This window comes from Streptomyces sp. A3M-1-3 (assembly GCF_024213665.1).
GTDB lineage: Bacteria > Actinomycetota > Actinomycetes > Streptomycetales > Streptomycetaceae > Streptomyces.
The window spans coordinates 83,153-102,412 of sequence record NZ_JANAVP010000016.1 but is presented as its reverse complement, the minus strand read 5'-3'; the positions used below and the strand labels follow the sequence as shown (position 1 = coordinate 102,412).

10 protein-coding genes, 1 tRNA gene and 1 pseudogene are annotated in these 19,260 nt (G+C 72.7%); 10 read left to right on the top strand and 2 right to left on the bottom strand.

What is annotated here, in order from left to right:
- Nucleotides 1-122: 122 nt before the first annotated feature.
- From tmk to NLX86_RS19800, 4 genes and pseudogenes are all read left to right on the top strand, one after another.
- Complete coding sequence (gene tmk, locus NLX86_RS19815; RefSeq protein WP_254373070.1) at nucleotides 123-3,086, top strand: dTMP kinase; 2,964 nt, start codon at nucleotides 123-125, stop codon at nucleotides 3,084-3,086.
- Between the two features lie 281 nt (nucleotides 3,087-3,367).
- Nucleotides 3,368-3,853: pseudogene (locus NLX86_RS19810) on the top strand (helix-turn-helix domain-containing protein); the annotation flags it as partial.
- Between the two features lie 166 nt (nucleotides 3,854-4,019).
- Nucleotides 4,020-5,261: a DNA polymerase III subunit delta' gene (locus tag NLX86_RS19805; RefSeq protein ID WP_254373069.1), complete on the top strand. Its 1,242-nt coding sequence runs from the start codon at nucleotides 4,020-4,022 to the stop codon at nucleotides 5,259-5,261.
- Nucleotides 5,262-5,391: 130 nt separating this feature from the next.
- The gene (locus tag NLX86_RS19800; protein ID WP_254373068.1) at nucleotides 5,392-6,945 is read left to right on the top strand and encodes an alpha/beta hydrolase; all 1,554 of its coding nucleotides are present in this window, start codon (nucleotides 5,392-5,394) and stop codon (nucleotides 6,943-6,945) included.
- A gap of 18 nt (nucleotides 6,946-6,963) precedes the next feature.
- Here NLX86_RS19800 and NLX86_RS19795 read toward each other — a convergent pair whose 3' ends face one another.
- The gene (locus NLX86_RS19795; protein ID WP_308409613.1) at nucleotides 6,964-7,650 is read right to left on the bottom strand and encodes an MFS transporter; all 687 of its coding nucleotides are present in this window, start codon (nucleotides 7,648-7,650) and stop codon (nucleotides 6,964-6,966) included.
- Between the two features lie 75 nt (nucleotides 7,651-7,725).
- Between NLX86_RS19795 and NLX86_RS19790 the strand changes: the two genes are divergently transcribed.
- The 6 genes from NLX86_RS19790 to NLX86_RS19765 all read left to right on the top strand — a co-directional run bounded on the left by NLX86_RS19790 (nucleotide 7,726) and on the right by NLX86_RS19765 (nucleotide 17,593).
- Nucleotides 7,726-7,799: transfer RNA gene (locus tag NLX86_RS19790), tRNA-Thr, on the top strand.
- 612 nt (nucleotides 7,800-8,411) lie between these two features.
- Nucleotides 8,412-10,010 (top strand): TIGR02677 family protein, encoded by a 1,599-nt coding sequence (locus NLX86_RS19785; RefSeq protein ID WP_254373066.1) that lies wholly within the window; start codon nucleotides 8,412-8,414, stop codon nucleotides 10,008-10,010.
- Nucleotides 10,007-11,464, top strand: coding sequence for a TIGR02678 family protein (locus NLX86_RS19780; protein WP_254373065.1), 1,458 nt, complete (start codon nucleotides 10,007-10,009; stop codon nucleotides 11,462-11,464). Before NLX86_RS19785 ends, NLX86_RS19780 begins: the two co-directional genes overlap by 4 nt.
- On the top strand, nucleotides 11,461-15,570 hold the full coding sequence (locus tag NLX86_RS19775) for a TIGR02680 family protein (protein WP_254373064.1): 4,110 nt from the start codon (nucleotides 11,461-11,463) through the stop codon (nucleotides 15,568-15,570). The genes NLX86_RS19780 and NLX86_RS19775 overlap by 4 nt, the downstream gene beginning before the upstream one ends.
- Complete coding sequence (locus NLX86_RS19770; RefSeq protein WP_254373063.1) at nucleotides 15,560-16,837, top strand: TIGR02679 family protein; 1,278 nt, start codon at nucleotides 15,560-15,562, stop codon at nucleotides 16,835-16,837. Before NLX86_RS19775 ends, NLX86_RS19770 begins: the two co-directional genes overlap by 11 nt.
- 189 nt (nucleotides 16,838-17,026) lie before the next feature.
- Nucleotides 17,027-17,593 carry a Uma2 family endonuclease gene (locus NLX86_RS19765; protein ID WP_254373062.1) on the top strand — a complete coding sequence of 189 codons (567 nt, stop codon included), beginning with the start codon at nucleotides 17,027-17,029 and terminating at the stop codon, nucleotides 17,591-17,593.
- An 852-nt stretch (nucleotides 17,594-18,445) separates the two neighbouring features.
- Here the strand turns inward: NLX86_RS19765 and NLX86_RS19760 are convergent.
- Entirely contained in the window at nucleotides 18,446-19,246 is an 801-nt protein-coding gene (locus NLX86_RS19760) for a F510_1955 family glycosylhydrolase (RefSeq protein WP_308409612.1), read from the bottom strand.
- Between the last annotated feature and the right edge of the window lie 14 nt (nucleotides 19,247-19,260).

Genomic DNA, 19,260 nt, shown 5'->3' with positions numbered 1-19,260 from the left:
CGGCTGGGGGGTCGTGGGTCTCGTGCGGCCGGGGCGGGGTCGGGGAGTGGCTGGTTCTGTCGGCGTGGTCACTTGTTCGGGTGGGCCCGCATGGATCGGTGTGCTCCGGATAGGCTGGGCGGATGACGCGAGCCGAGCAGCCAACGGTCGTGAGCACCCCCTCCGACGACGCCCTTGCCGCAGACTCACGTGAGCGCGCGGTGCGCGCGCTGCTGCGCTTCCCCCCGCTCCGGCGGCTGTGGAGTGCGCATCTCGTCGGCGGTATCGGCGATGCGCTGGCCCTCCTGGTGCTGGTGCTGCTGTCGCTTCAGGCGGCAGTCGGTGAGGGCTCGTTCGGTGGGGGGTACCGGGGCGCGGCGTTCGCCGTGGCCGCGGTGTTCGGGGTACGGATTCTCGCCACGCTGCTCTTCGGCGCCGTGCTGCTGGGTCCGCTCTCGGCGCTCACCGCGCCTGGCGGCTCACTCGACCGCCGCTGGACCATGATGGCCGCGGACGGGGTGCGGATCGCGCTGTTCGTCGTCGCGCCGCTGTGGATCGACTGGACGCCCGACGAGGCTCTGGCCTTCCTCCTCGCCACCGTCTTCGTCGCCGGCGTCGCCGAACGCTTCTGGACGGTCGCCAAGGAGAGCGCGGCGCCCGCGCTGCTTCCGGCGCCGCCGCCGGAAGGCGCGACCGTACGGCCGCTGCCGGACCACACCGACGCGCTGCGCCGCCTCTCCCTCCGTACGAGCTTCGTCGCGCTGCCCGCCGCGGCTGCCGTGCTGCTGCTCGCCACACTGGTGGGCAACCTGCTCGGTACCGGTGTCGAGTGGTTCTCGCTGCACCAGGCGGCCCTCGGGTCGTACGTCGCGGCCGGACTTTTCGCGGCCTCCGTCTCCGTGCTGTACCTGCTGGAGCTGCCCGATACGCAGACGCCCCGGCCGCGTTCGCCGCTGGAGGGACTGCGCCGCCCGAAGTCCGGGAACGGGGCCGACAAGGGACGCACTGGTGCGATTTCGCTGCTCGTACTTGCCTGCGCGGCGGTGGCGGGCGCGATCGCGTCCGCCGTGGCCGTATCCGTACTGCACGCCGTGGACCTGGGCGGCGGCCCGGCCGCCTTCGCCCTCCTCGTACTGGCGCTGACGGGCGGCACGGTGCTCGGCATCCGCGGCGCGCAGAGGGTGCTGCCCGCCCTCTCGCGGCGCCGGCTGCTCGCCCTGGCCATCGCGCTGACCGGGCTCGCGCTGCTCGTCCTGGGCCTCGTACCGGACACGGCGACCGTACTGATCATCGCGCTGTTCGCCGGCTGCTGCGCGGGTGTCGCCGCGCGCGCCGGGCACACGCTGCTGGAGCAGGAGAGCGAGGACTTCCGGCGGGCCCGAACGACCGAGCACCTGCAGGCGGTCGTACGCGTCTCCATCGCCCTCGGCGCCGTCGCGGCCCCGCTGCTGGCCGCGGCCATCGGTCCGCACCGGCTGGCCAACGGCAGTTTCGTCTTCGCCCACGGCGGCGCGGCGTTCACGCTGATGCTGGTGGGCGCACTCCTGCTGCCTGTCGCGGCGATCGTGCTGGGCAAGGCGGACGACCGGCAGGGCGTACCGCTGCGGCGCGACCTGCGGGACGCGTTCCGGGGCGGGGAGCCCGCGCAGGCGCCCGCCGCCACCGGGTTCTTCCTCGCCCTGGAGGGCGGCGACGGGGCCGGTAAGTCGACCCAGGCCGAGGCGCTGGCGGAGTGGATCCGAGCCAAGGGACACGAGGTCGTCCTGACGCGGGAGCCGGGCGCGACGCCGGTCGGCAAGCGGCTGCGGTCGATCCTGCTGGACGTGTCGTCGGCCGGGCTGTCGAACCGCGCGGAGGCGTTGCTGTACGCCGCCGACCGGGCCGAGCACGTCGACACCGTCGTCCGGCCGGCGCTGGAGCGGGGCGCGGTCGTCATCTCCGACCGGTACATCGATTCGTCCGTGGCCTACCAGGGCGCCGGCCGCGACCTCTCGCCGACCGAGATTGCCCGTATCTCGCGCTGGGCGACGGACGGACTCGTACCGCATCTGACTGTGCTGCTGGATGTCTCCCCGGAGACCGCGCGGGAGCGTTTCACCGAGGCGCCGGACCGGCTGGAGTCCGAGCCCGCGGAATTCCACCAGCGGGTACGGGCCGGGTTCCTGACCCTGGCCGCGGCCGATCCGGGCCGGTACCTGGTGGTGGACGCGGGCCAGGAGCCCGAGTCGGTGACGACGGTCGTACGGCACCGGCTGGACCAGATGCTGCCGCTGTCGGACGCCGAGGTGAAGGCGCGGGAGGAAGCGCGGAAGGCGGCGGAGGAAGACGCGCTCCGGCGGGCCGAGGAGGCGGCTGCCCGCAAGGCGGAGGAGGAGCGACTGGAGCGCGAGCGGCAGGCTCAGCTCGCCAAGCTCCGGGCCGAGGAAGAAGAGCGCAAGCGCCGCGAGATCGAAGAGGCGCAGCAGCGGGAGGCCGAGCGGCAGGCGGAGGAGGCGCGGCAGCGCGCGGAGGAGGCCCGCCGGCTCGCCGAGGAGGAGCGGGCACGCCGCGCCGCGGAGGAGAAGGCGCTGGCGGCGGAGCAGGAGCGGCGCCGGCGGCAGGCCGAGGAGGAGGCGCGGCTGCGGGCGGAGGCGGAGGAACGGCGCCTGGAGAAGCAGCGCAAGGCGGAGGAGGCGCTGCTGCGGGCGGAGGAGGCGCGCCGGGCGGCGGAGTCGGCGGCGGCAGCGGCGTCTTCGGCTTCGGCTGCGGCGCCGACTGTGCCGACCCCGGTGGTCGGCCCGGAAGAGGAGACCCAGACGGTACTGCCCCCGGCCGACCCCCGGGTGGGGGCGATGGACGAGACGGCTGTGCTGCCGCCGGTACGCGAGGCCGGATCCGGCAACCCCGCGGACCGGGTACCGCCGGGCATCTTCAGGGACGAGCCGGAGGCGCCGGCCGAGCGCACCCGCGAGCTCCCGCAGATGGACGCGGGGGGACGGCCGCGGCGCCGCTCGGACTGGGCGGAGGAGACCCCGCTGGACGACCTCCCCACTCTGGCGGACGAGCTGCTGGGCCCCCACGACGGCGACGAGGAAGCCCCGGAAGCCGAGGACAAGCGCCGCCGCTAGGGGCTGTCCGACGGATCTTGGCCGGGGCCGCGACGCTCCCCCAGCTGGGGGTGCCCCCAGGCACGGCACCTCGCTGCGTTGCCGAAACGCCGAATAGCTCCGCTATTGGGACGCTCCGGCGCCTTGCGATGCACCGCACCAGACGCCGCGGCCTGCCTGACCCTGATCCGCCGGACAGCCCCTAGCTGTTCTGTCCGGGGAGGTTGTGGACGGGTGATGCAGGTCTCGGCTGAGAGATCTTGCAACGGGTGAGGGCCTTCTGGCCTGGTGTGGATTGCGACATCTGCACCGGCGACAGGGCAGGCCCTCGTGCCCACCGTAATGCACACCTGACGGAGACCGGCCGTCTGCGGCTTGCCCGCTGCGTCATCGAGGACGGCTGGACCCTGCGCCGGGCGGCCGAACGCTTCCAGGTCTCCCCGACCACAGCCCAGCGGTGGGCCGACCGCTACCGGCTGTTCGGCGAGGCGGGCATGGCCGACCGTTCAAGCCGCCCGCAGCACAGTCCGCGACGTACCCCGACCCGCACCGAACGCCGGATCATCAAAGTCCGCATCCTGCGCCGGTGGGGGCCGGCCCGGATCGCCGGCCTGCTCGGCCTGGTCCCTTCGACCGTGCACCGCGTACTGACCCGCTACCGCCTGGCCCGCCTGACCCATCTGGACCGGGCCACCGGCCGGCCGATACGCCGCTGCGAACGCGACCGGCCGGGCGAGCTGGTGCACGTGGACATCAAGAAGCTCGGCAACATCCCCGACGGCGGAGGGAGACCCACCGCCTTCTGGAGGCCCCCATCGCCGAACCACCCGCCCGGCCGAGTCCAACGGCGGTTGCGCGGTGAGTCCGGGGCCCGCCCCCGGCGCGGGCCGGTTGTCAGTGGGGTGGACCACAATGGGGGCCGTAGGGGTACGACGCGCAGAGGGCGGGATCCGTATGGCCGTATGGGACGACCTGGTGGGCCAGGACCGGGTGCAGGCGCAGCTTGCCGCGGCCGCGCGGGATGCGGACGCTCTGGTCACCGCCACCGCCACCGCCACCGCAACAGGCACCGGCACCGCAACAGGCACCGGCACCCCGCCTTCCGCCGCATCGAAGATGACGCACGCCTGGCTGTTCACCGGGCCGCCCGGCTCGGGGCGGTCCACCGCCGCCCGCGCGTTCGCGGCGGCGCTCCAGTGCACCAGCCCGGACCGCGCGCTCGGCGGCGCCCCGGGGTGCGGGTTCTGCGACGGCTGCCACACCACCCTCATCGGCACGCACGCGGACGTGGAGATCATCCGCACCGATCAACTCTCCATCGGCGTGAAGGAGACCCGGGACCTCGTGCGCCGCGCCCAGCTGTCACCGGCCGTCGGCCGCTGGCAGGTGATCGTCCTGGAGGACGCCGACCGCCTCACGGAGGGCGCGGGAAACGTCCTGCTGAAGGCTGTCGAGGAGCCCGCCCCCCGCACCGTGTGGCTGCTGTGTGCGCCGTCGCTGGAGGACGTGCTGCCGACGATCCGCTCGCGCTGCCGGCACCTGACCCTCCGTACACCGTCCGCCGAGGCCGTCGCCGACGTGCTGGTCCGGCGGGACGGGATCGGGCCAGGCGTCGCCGAGGCAGCCGCCCGCGCCACCCAGGGGCATATCGGCCGGGCCCGCCGCCTCGCCACCGACGAGCGCGCCCGCGCCCGCCGCGCGGCCGTGCTCAGGCTGCCCCTGCGGGTCGACGACATCGGCGGCTGCCTCAAGGCCGCCCAGGAGCTGATCGACGCCGCCGCCGAGGACGCCAAGCAGGTCGCGGAGGAAGTCGACGCCAAGGAGACCGAGGATCTGCGCGCCGCGCTCGGCGCGGGGGCCGGCAGCCGGATGCCGCGCGGTACGGCCGGGGCGATGAAGGAGCTGGCCGACAAGCAGAAGCGCCGTTCGACGCGTACGCAGCGGGACAGCCTCGACCTCGCGCTGATCGACCTGACCGGGTTCTACCGGGACGTACTGGCACTCCAGCTGGGCTCCCAGCTGGCGATCGCCAACGTCGAGATGGGAGACGAGCTGAACCGGATCTCGCAAAGTTCGACGCCCGAGCGCACCCTGCGCCGTATTGAGGCGGTGATCGCCTGCCGCGAAGCCCTCGACCGCAATGTCGCTCCGCTGCTCGCTGTCGAGGCCATGACGATGGCCCTCCGGGCGGGTTGACCGCCGGGTTGACCAGTGGGTTGACCGGCGGGCCGGCCAGCGGTTGACGAGAGGTTGACCGGATCACTCGTATGAGCACGTACGGGGGCGAACGGTGCAGGTCCACCCGCCGGGGGGCTACGCTCCGGTGATGGACACCAGGCGCCTGCTTCGCACGACCGGCACCGTACTCGCGGCCACCGGCCTGTTCATTTCCGGCTGTACGACCGGGAGTTCGAGCCCGACGGCCTCCGCGTCGGCCCCGGGTGCCGGTGCCGCGGCAACGCCGGACGTGCCCGCGAACCTCAAGCCGTACTACGACCAGAAGCTGCGCTGGCGCGACTGCGGTGTCCCGGGATTCCAGTGCGCCACGATGAAGGCGCCTCTCGACTACGAGAAGCCGGACGCCGCCGAGGACGTGGATCTCGCCGTGGCCCGCAAGAAGGCCACCGGTCCGGGCAAGCGCCTCGGATCGCTGCTGGTCAACCCGGGCGGCCCCGGCGGCTCGGCGATCGGCTACGTCCAGGCGTACGCGGGCATCGGCTACCCCGCCCCGGTCCGTGCCCAGTACGACATGGTCGCCATCGACCCGCGTGGGGTGGCCCGCAGCGAGCCCGTCGAGTGCCTGGACGGCAAGGGGATGGACGCGTACACGCAGGTCGACCAGACTCCGGACGACCGGGCAGAGACCGATCGGCTGGTCGCCGCCTTCAAGGGCTTCGCGGATGGCTGCGCGACGCGGTCCGGCGAGATCCTGCAGCACGTGTCGACGGTCGATGCGGCCAAGGACATGGATGTACTGCGTGCGGTGCTGGGCGACGAGAAGCTGGCCTACGTCGGCGCCTCGTACGGCACGTTCCTGGGCGCGACGTACGCGGAACTCTTCCCCAGCCGCGTCGGCCGGCTCGTCCTGGACGGCGCGATGGATCCGGCGCTGCCCGCGATCGAGCTGAACCGCGACCAGACGGCCGGCTTCGAGACAGCGTTCCATTCCTTCGCGAAGGACTGCGCCGCGCAGCCGGACTGCCCGCTGGGCGACGACGGCACCGCCGATGCGGGCAAGAAGCTCAAGGCGTTCCTCGAGGAGCTCGACGCCGGCCCGGTGCCGACCGGCGAAAGCCGCGACCTCGGCGAGTCCCTCGCCACCACGGGCGTGATCGCCGCGATGTACGACGAATCCGCCTGGCCGCAGCTGCGCGAAGGGCTCAGCCGGGCGATGGCGGGCGACGGCGCCGGGCTCCTCGCCCTCGCCGACAGCTACTACGAGCGGGAGCAGGACGGCTCGTACTCGAACCTGATGTACGCGAACGCCGCCGTGAACTGTCTCGACCTGCCGCCCGCGTTCACCGGGCCGGAAGCGGTCGCGGCGGCCCTGCCCTCCTTCGAGAAGGCCTCCCCGGTCTTCGGCAAGGGGCTCGCGTGGGCCTCGCTGAACTGCACGTACTGGCCGGTCAAGGCCACCGGCAAGCCCCAGCGCCTGGAGGCGAAGGGGGCGGCACCGATCGTGGTCGTCGGCACGACCCGGGATCCGGCCACCCCCTACAAGTGGGCCGAGGCGCTGGCCGGCCAGCTCTCCTCCGGCGCCCTGCTCACGTACGACGGCGACGGCCACACCGCGTACGGCCGCGGCAGCGACTGCATCGACAGGGCGATCAACCGCTACCTGCTGGAGGGCAAGGCTCCGGCCGACGGCACGAAGTGCTGATCCTCCGGCGTCGGCGGATCAGTGCCCGGTGGTCGCCTTGAACCCGCGCGGCACGAGGGTGAGCGCCAGCAGGCCGGCGGCGAGGAAGGCCAGGTCGGAGGCGGCCAGGCTGCCCTTGGCGACATGCTTGATGCCCCAGGCCAGTGCCACGATGCCGACGACGGAGAGCAGGGCGCCCAGCCAGTCCAGCGGGCCGCGGCCTGCGTCCTTGAACTCCGGCAGCAGCCAGATTCCGGCGATCACGGTCACGACGACGACGGGGACGTTGACCCAGAACGCGGCCGACCAGCGGTACCGCTCGACCAGCAGACCGCCGACGAGCGGCCCGATCGCGGCCCCGGCGTCGGCGACGGCGGCCCAGATGTCGATGGCGAGCGCGCGTTCCTTGGCGTCGGTGAAGATGTTCCGGATGAGCGAGAGCGTCGACGGCCTGACAATGGCACCGCCGACGCCGAGCAGCACGCGCCCGGCGATCAGCTGCCAGGAGGTGCCGGCGGTGGCGGCGACGACGGAGGCGACGCCGAAGAGCACGAAGCCGGCCAGGAAGAGCCGCTTGCGTCCGAACCGGTCACTAGCATGGCCCAGCGTCCGGAACCGGACGTACGGTGGCTTTCCGCGGCGGGGCCTGTGGGTGTCAAGGCTCGAGCCAGCCCAATATGACCAGGATTTCCCAGTTCCCCGCAATCGGGGACCGGTGCGGGGCACCCGAAAGAACCCTGTAGACTTGGCGCCGCTGCTGATGCGAGCCTCTTCGTGCGCGGAGAGGTATTTCTGCAGCTTGCCGCCTTAGCTCAGTTGGCCAGAGCAACGCACTCGTAATGCGTAGGTCTCGGGTTCGAATCCCGAAGGCGGCTCAGTTGAAACCCCAGGTTGGGCGTCTGACCTGGGGTTTCTTGGCGTTCGTGCTGGCTGGTCCAGGCGTGAACACGGATTCTGATCTATGTAACGTGATGCGTAGGTCAGAGGTTTTCCCCGCCTGGGCCGGAGGGCCGACGCGATCACGAGGCCGATCGCTGGGGGGCTCCCCGGTCGCGTTTGTCGGTGACTGTGTCGCACGACGTGACCCTCGACGACGCATCAGCGCCCGGTCGGGGATGGCCCATTCTTCCGGGGCCCGCGAAGTCGCCCCTCGCTGTGAGGACGCCGTCCGGCCGCCCCGTATTCACGATCGGATGATCTGCGCAGTACGGGTCTGGGCGGTCCGAGGGGAGCGTCGTGGGCCCGCGTGGTGCCCGGAGTCGGCCCGGGCGGCATGGGACGGGAGAGGACCGCGTCGCCCTCTGTGGGGGCTCGGCTGCGGAGTGTCCCGCGGCAAAAGGAAGGATCTGGACGGGCGCGGAGTCTACCTGCGCGGATGGATTCGGTGAGCGGGTTTTCCCAGCCTGGTGTCGGGGCGGCAGACTGGGGTCAGGTCCGGCCCTGTCCCGCCGGTTCCGTCCCGTCGTTCGAGGAAGCCGCTGACACCCGTGAGTGACGATTCCCTGGCCCCGCCCTCGGCTGTGCCGGCAGCCTCTGTGCCCCTGGGCTCCGCGCCTCCGGGCCCGACGCCCCCGGAGGACGGGGGCGAGGATGCTTTCGGGATCGATGCCTTCACCCTCGACGACCGGCTGCGGCTCTTCCACTTCGCGGCCGCCGAGAAGCGTCACGAGTACCTGTGGCTGCTGCGTGCCTTCGAGAGGGGCCGGGCCAATTACCAGGTGCTGCTGCACGCTTCCGACGCGGCCGCCCTGGTGGGCAGGCTTGTCGCGGACCATCCAGGGGCGGCCGTGGGCGACGTACAGCCGCTGTTGGACGCGCTCGCCGAGTGGCGGGTCCTGGACCGCAGTTACGACGGGACGCGGGCGGCGAACCTGGCGGAGTACCGCAACCGGCACTACGTGTACCAGTTCACCCAGGCCGGATACCGGGCCTACCGGGCGGTGGAGGACGTGCTCGGCGCCGCCCTGGAGGACGCGCAGCTCTCCCGGCTCGTCTTCCCCGACATCCTCGCCGACCTGGCCGCGCTTGCCGAGGCGAACGCCGCGGGCGACGCCGAGGAGGTCTACCGGAAGCTGGGCCGCCTGGACTCCGTGCTGAACGAGATGGCGCAGCGGGCTGCCCGCTTCTATCTGATGCTCGGCGACCTGGCGCGGACCAACGACACCCGGCCCGAGGTGTTCCTCGCGCACAAGGACGCGCTGCTCGCGCACATGCGGGAGTTCACCGCCGAACTCGGGCGTTACGCCCCGCTGCTCGCCGAGGCGGTGGAGAAGGCCGCGGCCAGCGGCGTGGACCGGATGGTCGAGTACGCCGCGGAGGCCGACGAGCGGCTCTTCCGGACCCCGGCCGCCCGTTTGGAGGACTGGCGGCAGCGGTGGGGTGGCATCGTGCACTGGTTCGGGGAGCGTGAGCACAGCGAGGCCGAGCGGCTGCAGGACGCCACGGTCACCGCGATCCGCTCGGTCCTCGCGCTGCTGCGGCGGGTCACCGAAGCACGGCGCGGCGGAGTCAGCCGGGAGAGCCAGCTGCGCCACCTGGCCCAGTGGTTCACCTCATGTGTCAGCGACGACGACGCGCACGCCCTGTTCCAGGCGGTGTTCGGGCTCGGTGCGCCCCGTCACATCGCCGTCCCCTATCCGGACCCCGAGCTGATTTCCGGGCGTACCTCGTGGTGGGAGGCCGAGCCGGTGGAGCTGGCCCGCACGCTGGTGCAGTCCGGCCGCACTCCTGCCCTCAAGGGGCCGGGACGGATCGAACGTAACGACGCCGAGCGGGCCCGGCTGCGGGCCGCGCAGATCAAGGAGCAGACCGAGCGCCGGGGGGCGGCTGTCGCGCTGGCCCGCGACGGCGCGTACGGCAGGGTCCTGGACGAGGCCGAGACCCGCGCGCTGCTCTCCCTCATGGACGTGGCGCTGGCCGCACGGGTGCCGGTCACCCGGGGTGTCGCGGGGCCGACGGCCTCAGGCTCGGCGCACGGAGTGCGGCTCACCCTCGTCCCGACGGGGCCCGGCGAGGCGTTCACCACGGTGCGCACCGTGCGTGGCGACCTGCACCTGGACGGACTGCGCCTGGAGGTCACCGGATGAGCACCCGCGTCGCCGAGAACGTATCGGCCCTGGAACTGGCCGATTACCAGAAGGCCGTACGTCTCGTGCTGCGGCATCCACTGATCACGCCGGTGTACCCGGATGGCGGCGCGCTGGCGACAGTGCGGCGCTGGGCCGAGCAGTTGCGTACCGATCTGATGGAGGTGCTCGGCTACCGGCTGATCACCACCGCCGACACCGCCCGCCTCCAGCGTGCGCAGGACCAACTGGACCCCACCCGGCCCGCGCTCAGCCGGTCCGGTCGCCCCTTCGACCGGCGCCGCTACGCCTACCTCGCCCTCACCCTGGCCGTGCTGGGCCGGCACGGCGCGCAGGTCGCGCTCGGCGAACTCGCCGACGCCGTCGCCGCCGACGCCGCCCGCATCGACGGGCTCGGCCTGGACACCGGCCGCAAGCACGACCGGGACGCCTTCGTCGACGCCGTCAGCTGGCTCACCGAACGTGGCGCGCTGCGCCTGGCCGACGGCTCGGCCGCCTCCTGGGCCGCTGATCCGGAGCGGGCCGAGGCGCTGTACGACATCGACCGGGAGGTGCTCACCGCCGTCCACCAGCCCACCCGCGTCCTCCAGCACGTCACGTCGGTGACCGCCTTGCTGGACTCGGCGGGTGCGCGGAGCCTGTCCGAGGGGCGCCGGGCCCAGCGGCTCTCCGCGTTCCGGCGGGCGAGGCGCCTGGTCCTGGAGCACCCGGTCGCCTACTACGCCGACGCCGACCCCGAGTTGACCGGCCAGCTGCGTGCCCCCGCGCTCGCCGAGGACCTCACCCGCCTCACCGGCCTCACCGTCGAGCGGCGTGCGGAGGGTGTCGCCCTGGTGGACACCTCGGGACGCCTTTCCGATACGCGGTTCCCCGGAGGCGGCACCGTCGCGCAGGCCGCCCTGCTGCTCGGCGCGCGGATCAGCGAGGCCGCGGCGCGCACCGGGCGGCACGCGCCCCAACTGCTGCCCGTGCCGAGTGCTGCCGAGCGCCTCGCGGACCGGGCCGGCCGGATCGACCTCGCTCTCCCGGCGCAGGGTGTGTTCGAACAGGCCACGGCCGACCGGGAGGATGCGGCGGAGGAAGCGGAGGGGGAGAGCGAGGCGTCGACCGCCCCGGAGGTCCGCTATCCCTTCGTCACCACATCCTGGTTGCGCGCCCGGACAAAGGAGATCACCGAGCAGTACGGTGCCGGGTTCGCCGCCGACCTGCGCGGCGACCCCGACCGGCTCCTCGACCAGGCATTGGACCTGCTGGCCGCCATGTCGCTCGTCGTGCGGGTGGCGGGCGGGGTTCTCGCACTGCCGCTGCTGGCCCGCTATCGCGGGGTGACGGCTGAGGTGAAGTGGCGCGCCCGCCTTCGTACCACCCCGAGCCCCGGGAGCGCCGAAAGCCCCGGAGCAGCGGCCCCTGACGCCCTTTTCCCCGCAGACGACGTGAAGGACCCCGCCCAGTGAGCACCCCTCCCACCGACCTCCAGCCCCGGTTTGTGCCCACCCGCGCCGGGATCGTCAACCTGTGGGACTACCGCGACGAGGAGTTCTCCTTCGCCGGCGGCTGGCTGGTGCTGCGCGGCCCCAATGGATCCGGCAAGACCAAGGCCCTCGAAGTGCTCTTCCCGTTCGTCCTTGACGGGCGGATCGACCCCAAGCGGCTCAACCCGTTCGCCGCCGAGGACCGCACCATGAAGTCCAACCTGCTCTTTCGCGGGCAGGAGGGCGCGCTCGGCTACGTATGGATCGAGTTCACCCACCGCACCACGGGGCAGGCCGTCACCTGCGGCATCGGCCTGCATGCCCAGAAACACAGGGACATCCCCGCCCGCTGGCACTTCGTCGCCGACGGCCGCGTCGGCGAGGACTTCTCCCTGCTCACCGACGACGACCGGCCGTTGACGAAGAAGCAGCTGGCAGCCGAACTCGCCCCGCTGAGCGCCGAGGTGATCGTCTCGGCCGCGGACTACCGCACCGCCGTCGACCAGCGCCTGTTCGGCCTCGGCCGGGAGCGCTACGAACAGCTGCTCACCCTCATCCTCACGCTGCGCCGCCCCCAGCTCGCCAAGAACCTCGACCCGGCCAAGCTCTCCGACACGCTCACCGAGGGCTTGCGCCCGCTGGACGAGGACCTGATCGGTGAGGCCGCCCGCTCCTTCGACGACATGGAGTCCGTGCAGCGCACCCTGGAGGGCCTGGTCGCCGCCGACGAGGCCACCAGGTCCTTCCTCGCGGCGTACTCGACGTACCTGCGGGTCAACGCCCGCGTCGCCGCCGACAGGCTCAGCGCGCGGCGGGCCGAGAGCGGCGAGCGTGAACGCGCCCACGCCGCGTCGGAAGCGGATCTCGACCAGGCCCGGGAGCAGCGCGAGGCGGCCGGAGAACGGGCCGACGAGGCCGATGCCGCGCTCGCCGCGCTGCGCGCCCGCCTGGAGCAGCTGCGCTCCTCGGCCGCCTACCAGGCCGTCGAGCAACTCGCCGACCTGGAACGCCTGGTGCGCACCTGCGAACAGACCGCCCGGCAGGCCGCCGCCGAGCGTGAACGCCGCAGCGCCGCCACCGGCCGGGCCCGCGCCGAGGCCGAACGCGCCGGGCAACTGGCCGCTGAACTCGCCACCGCCGTCAGCGCCTCGGCCGCCGCCCTCGCCGACCACGCGCACGGCGCCGGCATCCCCTGGACCCCTGCCGACGCTGTCCCCATGGCTCTTGCCGAACGCGCCTCGGCCCGCGCTGCCGCCCGCCACGAAGGCGTACGGGCGGTACGGGCCGCCGCGGCACACCTGCGGGACACCGAGCGCGGCCGGGACGCGGCCCGCGCCGGACAGGAGCGCGCCCAGGAGGCGGCCCGGGCCGTCGAGACGGAGGAGCGAGCGGCCCAGGACGCGCTCGGCGCCGTCCACACGCGGGCCCGGGAGGAACTTCGGCGGTGGCAGGACCAGTACGGTCAGCTGCTGCCCGAAGGCGCCGCCGAGCTGCTCGCGCAGGCACTCGATGCCGCCGCCGAACCGGACGGCCAGGAAGCCGGTACCCCCGTACTCACCGACCTGTTCACCGAGGCCACCGCCGCCGCCGTCCAGGGCCTGCGTGACCGGCTCGCCGCGCTGCGTGGCGAGCGGGGCGCGCTGGAGGCCCGCCGGGCCGAGACCGAGGCCGAGCGGACCCGGATCGCCGCCGAACACGACGACGCACCGCCTGCCGCCCGCGGCCGCACCGCCGACCGTGACAGCCTGGAAGGCGCTCTCCCGTTGTGGCGGCTGGTCGACTTCGCGGACGGCCTCGACGATATGGAACGCGCGGGAGTGGAGGCGGCCCTGGAGGCCTCCGGCCTGCTCGACGCGCTCGTCACCTCCGACGAGCCCCCCACCGGTGGCGGCGACGGATACCTGCGTGCCACCGCCCCCGTCGACGGTCCCAGCCTCGCCGGCCTGCTGCGCCCCGAGACCGGTACGCCCATCCCGGCCGCCCGGATCACCGCCGTACTCAGGTCGGTCGCCGTCGCCGACACGGCGGGCGCGGCCACCGCCGTCTGCCCGGACGGCCGCTACGCCGCCGGAATCCTCGTCGGCTCCCACAGCAAGCCGCACGCCGAGTACGTCGGCGCCACCGCCCGGACGCGCCGCCGCGCCGCACGCATCGCCGCCTGCGACACCATCCTTTCCGAACTGGACATCCAGTTGCAGGAGTTGGCGCAGGCCGCGGCTGGCTGCGAGCAGAGCCTTCAGGAGTACGACACCGCTCGCGCCGCCCTGCCCCGTACTGCCGCCCTCGCGCCGTACCTGCGCGCACTGGACCGCGCCGTCGCAGCCCTGCGCGCCACCCGGGCAGCCGCCGATGCCGCCCAGTCCGTCTACGACGAGATGCAGGCCGCCTGCGCGGTCGCCGTACGCGCCCTGCACCGCGCCGAGTCCGAGCATGGAGTCACCGCCCAGGACGCCGACGACACCGAGTCCGCCACGCGCGCCTTCGAACGGGAGGCCGGCGAACTGGCCACCCGGCGTCGAGAGCACCTCCGGCAGACCGAGACCGCCACGGCCGCCGCCGACCGGCTCACGGCCGCCGCCGAGGACGAGGAGGCCGCCGCCGAGGCCGAACGTGCCGCCCGCCGCCGCCACGCCGAGGAGGCCGCCGGACTCCAGGCGCTGCGCGAGGCTGTCGGCGCCGAGGCGCGGCAGGTCATGGCACGCGTCGAGGAGACCGAGAGCAGCCTGGAGGCCGCCGCGCGGGAGACGGACGCCGCCCGCGGTGTCAAGGACGAGGCGATCGGCCGCCTGGCCGCCGCCGAGGCTCGGCGCACCGCCGCCGCCGAAGCGCTGCGGGTCGCCGTCACCGAGGAGAAGGACACCGCCCGCGGCCTGGCCCCGTACGCGTCCCGCGAACTCCTCGACATCCTGCGCTGCCCGTCCGGCCTGGCCTGGCCCGCGCAGGAGGCCGACTGGACGGGCGAGAGTCTGCCGCCCGCCGCCGTCACCGTCCACGAGGCGATCCTGACCGCCACGCGTGAACTCGCGCCCACCGAGTCCAGCGTCAAGCAGTCCGTCACCCGCCTCACCACGGCTCTGGAGGATCTGCACGCCCGTCTCGCCGCCGCCGGACAGGACTACCAGCCCGCCTGGGACAGCTCCAGCGGCGTCATCACCGTCACCGTCGCTGACGAACAGGGCCCGCTGCCCATCGCCTCCTTCGCCGAGAAGATCGCCTCCCACCGCCGCGACCAGGCCGAACTCCTCTCCGACTCCGAGCAGCGCATCCTCGAGGACGCCCTGCTCACCCGCCTTGCCCAGCAGATCCACGACCGCACCGTCGACGCCCGTGACCTGATTCGCCGCATGAACACCGACATGCGCGAGCGCCGCATGTCCTCGGGCACCACGGTCGGCGTCAGCTGGTTGCTAGCAGACGGCCTCGACGACGAACAGCGTGCCGTCTGTGCCCTCCTGGACGCCGACGCCGCACGCCTCGGGCCCGAAAAGCTGGCCCGCATGCGCACCCACTTCGCCGCGCAGATCAAGAACGCCCGAGCCCGGCAGCGCGAGGCCCCCTACCGGCAGCTGCTCGCCGAGGTCCTGGACTACCGGAGCTGGCGCCAGTTCGCCTTCCAGCTGGTACGCCCCGGCGGCGCCGAGGAACGCCTCACCCGCGCCCGGCACAGCCGCCTCTCCGGCGGCGAGCAGTCCGTCTCCCTGCACCTGCCGTTGTTCGCCGCCGCCCACGCCATGCTCAACTCCGCGCACCCCGACGCCCCGCGTCTGCTCGCCCTCGACGAGGCGTTCGCCGGCGTCGACGACACCGGTCGCGGCGAGCTCATGTCACTGGCCGCCCAGTTCGACCTCGACCTGTTCATGACCGGGTACGACCTGTGGGCCGTGCACAGCGCGGTGCGTGCCGCCGCCCACTACGACCTCGCGCACTCCGCCGTCGACCACACCGTCTCCGCGCTCCTGCTCCTGTGGGACGGCGAACGCCTGCACGCCGACGACAGCGGCACCCTGAGCAGCATGCTCGGCTCACCAGGTACCCGCTCCGTAGGCCGGCAGGAACGGAAGGTCCAGGAGGCCCAGCTTGTCGACTGACAGCCGGCCGACCCCGCCGTCGTACACCGAGCTCCGCGAGGAAGGCTGGCGGCGCCTGCTCGCCGCCGCCCGCCGCCGTCTGGAGCGCACCGGCGGCACCCTCCACGGCGACATCGGCCTCACTTCCCCCACCGAGGCTGAACGCCGCATCGTCATCGGGGTCACCGGCCGGTACCGCCCCGAGACCGCCAGACGCCTCACCATCCCCCTGGCCGACCTCGACGCCTACCTGCACACGCGCTACGGAACCGGCCTGCTCCAGACCCTGGGCCGCCTGCACGGCCCGCTGCGCGACCGCCCCGCCGAGCGCGCCGACGAGGCGGCCGCCGGTGCCCGGGCCCTCGCGGCCGCCCAGGCCTCACCTCTCGCGGACCAGGGGTGGTACCCGGCCTGGCTGGAGCGGATCGCCGCCGACGGCACCCTCACCCGCCTCCTGCGGCGAGGCGACGCGGCACAGCTTCGCGCCGTCCGGGTCCTGGAGAAACTCCCCGGAATACGGGGCGACGCGGGCCGAAGCCCCCTGCCCCTGCCGGTCCTCGCCGAGTGGGCCACCGGCGACACCAAAGCGCTGCTGCCGGGCGGCCCGCTCGAACAGCTCGTCCTGCGCGCTCTCGCCCAGCGCACCGCCGCGGGCGACGGGCAGCCGGTCGGGGCGGTCCCCCGCGACCGGGCCGGGCGCCGCGCCTTGTGGGAGAGCGCCGGAGCCGTCGCCGACGACCTCGCCAGCCAGGTTCTCGTCCTCAACATCGGTGCCCGCGGCGACGACGTGGTGTGCGACTGGTTGCGTGACGCCGCAGGCTTCGGCATCCCCTTCCGCCTCACCCTCCACCAGCTGACGACTGCTGCCGTCGTCCCCGCCGCCCGCGAGATCCACGTCTGCGAGAACCCGGCCGTGCTGCGCGCGGCCGCCGCCGAACTCGAAGACCGCGCCGCCGCCCTGGTCTGCACCGAAGGCATCCCGTCGGCCGCCTGCCACAAGCTGCTCGCTGCCGCCGTCCGGTCCGGCGCCCGCCTGCACTGGCGCGCCGACTTCGACTGGACCGGCCTGCGCATCACCGCCGCCGCGGTGGCGCGCCACGGTGCCCGGCCCTGGCGCATGAGCACCGCCGACTACCGCAGCGCCCTTGCGGGAGGCGAGTCGACTCCGCTGACCGGACCGCCCGCGCCCACCCCCTGGGACCCCGACCTCGCTTCCGCCCTGCGGGCATCGGGCCGGGCCGTCATGGAGGAACGCCTGCTGACCGCGCTCCTCTCGGACCTCGGCTGACGCGCTTGGTACCGGCAGGCGTGCGGCGAAAGCCCAGCCCGGTGTTCGAAGGCCGCCACAGGTGTCGATCCGCTCGACGGCCCGGAGCACGCAGATCGCCGTGCCGGGGCCAGCGTGCCGGACGTGCGGAGACAGTACGCTGAGCTCAGCGGGATCGGGCCCGTCTGCATGGTGTCCAGGAGGTGCGTCATGACTGCCGAGATGGCAGCCCCTGCGTGGATGCACGAGCAGATCACGGCGGAGCAGTACGACTCCTGGTCCGAGGAGCAGTGCGCGGGGATCGAGATCGTGGACGGGATGGTCGTCGTGAGTCCCAGTGCGTCCAAGCGCCACAATCGACTGGCTCGGATCTTGGCGAACGTCCTGGATGCTGCCGCGGGGCCGGACTGGAACGCCGACACCGACTTCGACGTCCGGCTTCAGGACGTCCCGCTGACCAATCGCCGTCCGGATGTCGTTGTGTACCGTGCGGACACGATCGACATCGCGCCCACCCGTCCGGAGCATGTGCTGCTGGTCGTAGAAGTCGTCTCGCCGGGATCGGAGACCACCGATCGGATCGTGAAGACGGACCAGTACGCCAAGTCCGGCATTGCCTTCTACTGGCGGGTCGAGCAGGCCGTGACCGGCGCCCCCCTCGTGTACACGCATGTTCTCGACCCCGCGACCAGGGCTTACCGGGACGGGGACGTGTTCACCGGCGTCGTCAAGGTTTCGGCGCCGTTCCCGGTAGAGGTCGACCTCGGACGGATCTGAGCTCATGCCAGGCGCCGCCGTATTCGAGCTCTCTCTGTCTGAGGGCACCCGTCCTGCGTGAGCGGTGCGTGAGCGGACGGGGCGGCACAAGGTGGATTGGGCGGCACTCGGGTACCGGGACGTACCTTCCTGACCTGGGGAAAAGGGATTCCCTGGTACGGCCCGGCACCACCCGGGATGATCTTGTGGGGCCTCGTAATGCGTAGGTCTCGGGTTCGAATCCCGAAGGCGGCTCAAGAAAGCCCCCCACGAAGATCGTGGGGGGGCATTCTCTGTGCCCAGATGGGAACATCCTGGGAACGTTGATGCTCTGATAAATCTTTCTATGTCTAGATTTTTGATAGTCGGATACGGTTCGGGGCTAACCTGATGTCCTGATGTCGACTGCACCATCGACGCTGGGTGTCGCAAGCCGTGAACATGGGTGTGCCTGCGTGGTGTTGTGGCGTCATCCGGGGTCTTTGGCGATGATGCGGGCGTCGATGCGGGTGCTGCCGTCGTGCTCATCGCCGCCGGAATCACTCTGCTCGTCCGCCGCCGCTCCAGGCGTGACACCTGCTGTTCGCCCACCACATCGGCCGGGTCGCACCGCCCGGAACCGCCCGCACGACCTGGCCGACCTTGAGGCCCCTGCTTCTGGTGATGCCGCTCCTGCCCCCGCCGCCGCACTGATCTCGCCCTCGCCGGGGCCATAGGGGCAGCGTGGTACGCACGGTGACGAGAAGATCAAGATGCCCGGGGGACAAGCCGACCGCGCTGTTCTTCTTCCCTGCCAGCTATGGCGATTGCTCAGGCGGCGCCAACTCCCCCTCTTCTCGGTCCTGAGCTGTGGCATCCCTGCCCCTGTGCGGGTCAATGGGTGCTGTCGGAGACGGCGAGTCGTTTCGTGAAGGTCTTGCCGCTGTCCCGGGATTCGTAGACGCCGTCCTGGGTGGCGGCCAGGATCCGCCGGGCGTCGACGGCGGTGAGCGCCTGGGGCTGCCCGCCCGGGACGGTGGCGGTCTTCTTCCAGGTGATTCCGCCGTCGGTACTGCGGTTCAGGCCGCCTGTGGGGTCGATCGCGTACAGCGCGTCGGGCTTCGCCCAGGACACGAAGGCCATGACCGGCCCTTTGCCCGCGGTGAAGGTCTTGCCCCCGTCGGTGCTCTTCGCGACCCCGTCTGCGGTGGTGGCCAGGACGGTGCCGGGGCTGATGGGGTTGACGGCGATGTCCAGGGCCTCAAGGCGCGCGCGGTTCTCCCACGTGGTCCCGTCCTTGCTGACGCGCAGCAGGCCGCCTGTGCTGTCGTAGCCGTAGACGGTGCCGTCGGCGTAGTCGAGGGCGTGGAAGTCGGCTTCGCCTGCCAGGGAGCGGGTCTTCCAGGTTTTGCCGGCGTCGGTGCTCTCGATCAGGCCGCGGTTGCCGGGGCCGCCGGCACCGGGGGCGGGATGGCCGCTGGCCAGGAATGTGTTCGCCTGGTGAAGCCCATGAAGTCGTCCTGGCTGTCGCCGACTCGCTGAGCCGCTCCTCCTTTCCCCGCGGTGAACAGGCCCTCGTGGGTAGCGACGTAGAGCCGGTTGTCGGCGGGGTCGATGCCGAGCCCGTGAATGTGGCTGACCGTCGGCTGGGATGCCGCCGCGGCCTCGCCTTTGCCGTCTGTGCCGCTGGAGCATGCGGCCGGGTGAGC

Coding starts and splice junctions, on each gene's coding strand:
- NLX86_RS19780 (WP_254373065.1), top strand. CDS start 10,007: ATGAGCACCCGCGTCGCCGAGAACGTATCGGCCCTGGAACTGGCCGAT.
- NLX86_RS19805 (WP_254373069.1), top strand. CDS start 4,020: ATGGCCGTATGGGACGACCTGGTGGGCCAGGACCGGGTGCAGGCGCAG.
- NLX86_RS19800 (WP_254373068.1), top strand. CDS start 5,392: ATGGACACCAGGCGCCTGCTTCGCACGACCGGCACCGTACTCGCGGCC.
- tmk (WP_254373070.1), top strand. CDS start 123: ATGACGCGAGCCGAGCAGCCAACGGTCGTGAGCACCCCCTCCGACGAC.
- NLX86_RS19765 (WP_254373062.1), top strand. CDS start 17,027: ATGACTGCCGAGATGGCAGCCCCTGCGTGGATGCACGAGCAGATCACG.
- NLX86_RS19760 (WP_308409612.1), bottom strand. CDS start 19,246: ATGCTCCAGCGGCACAGACGGCAAAGGCGAGGCCGCGGCGGCATCCCA.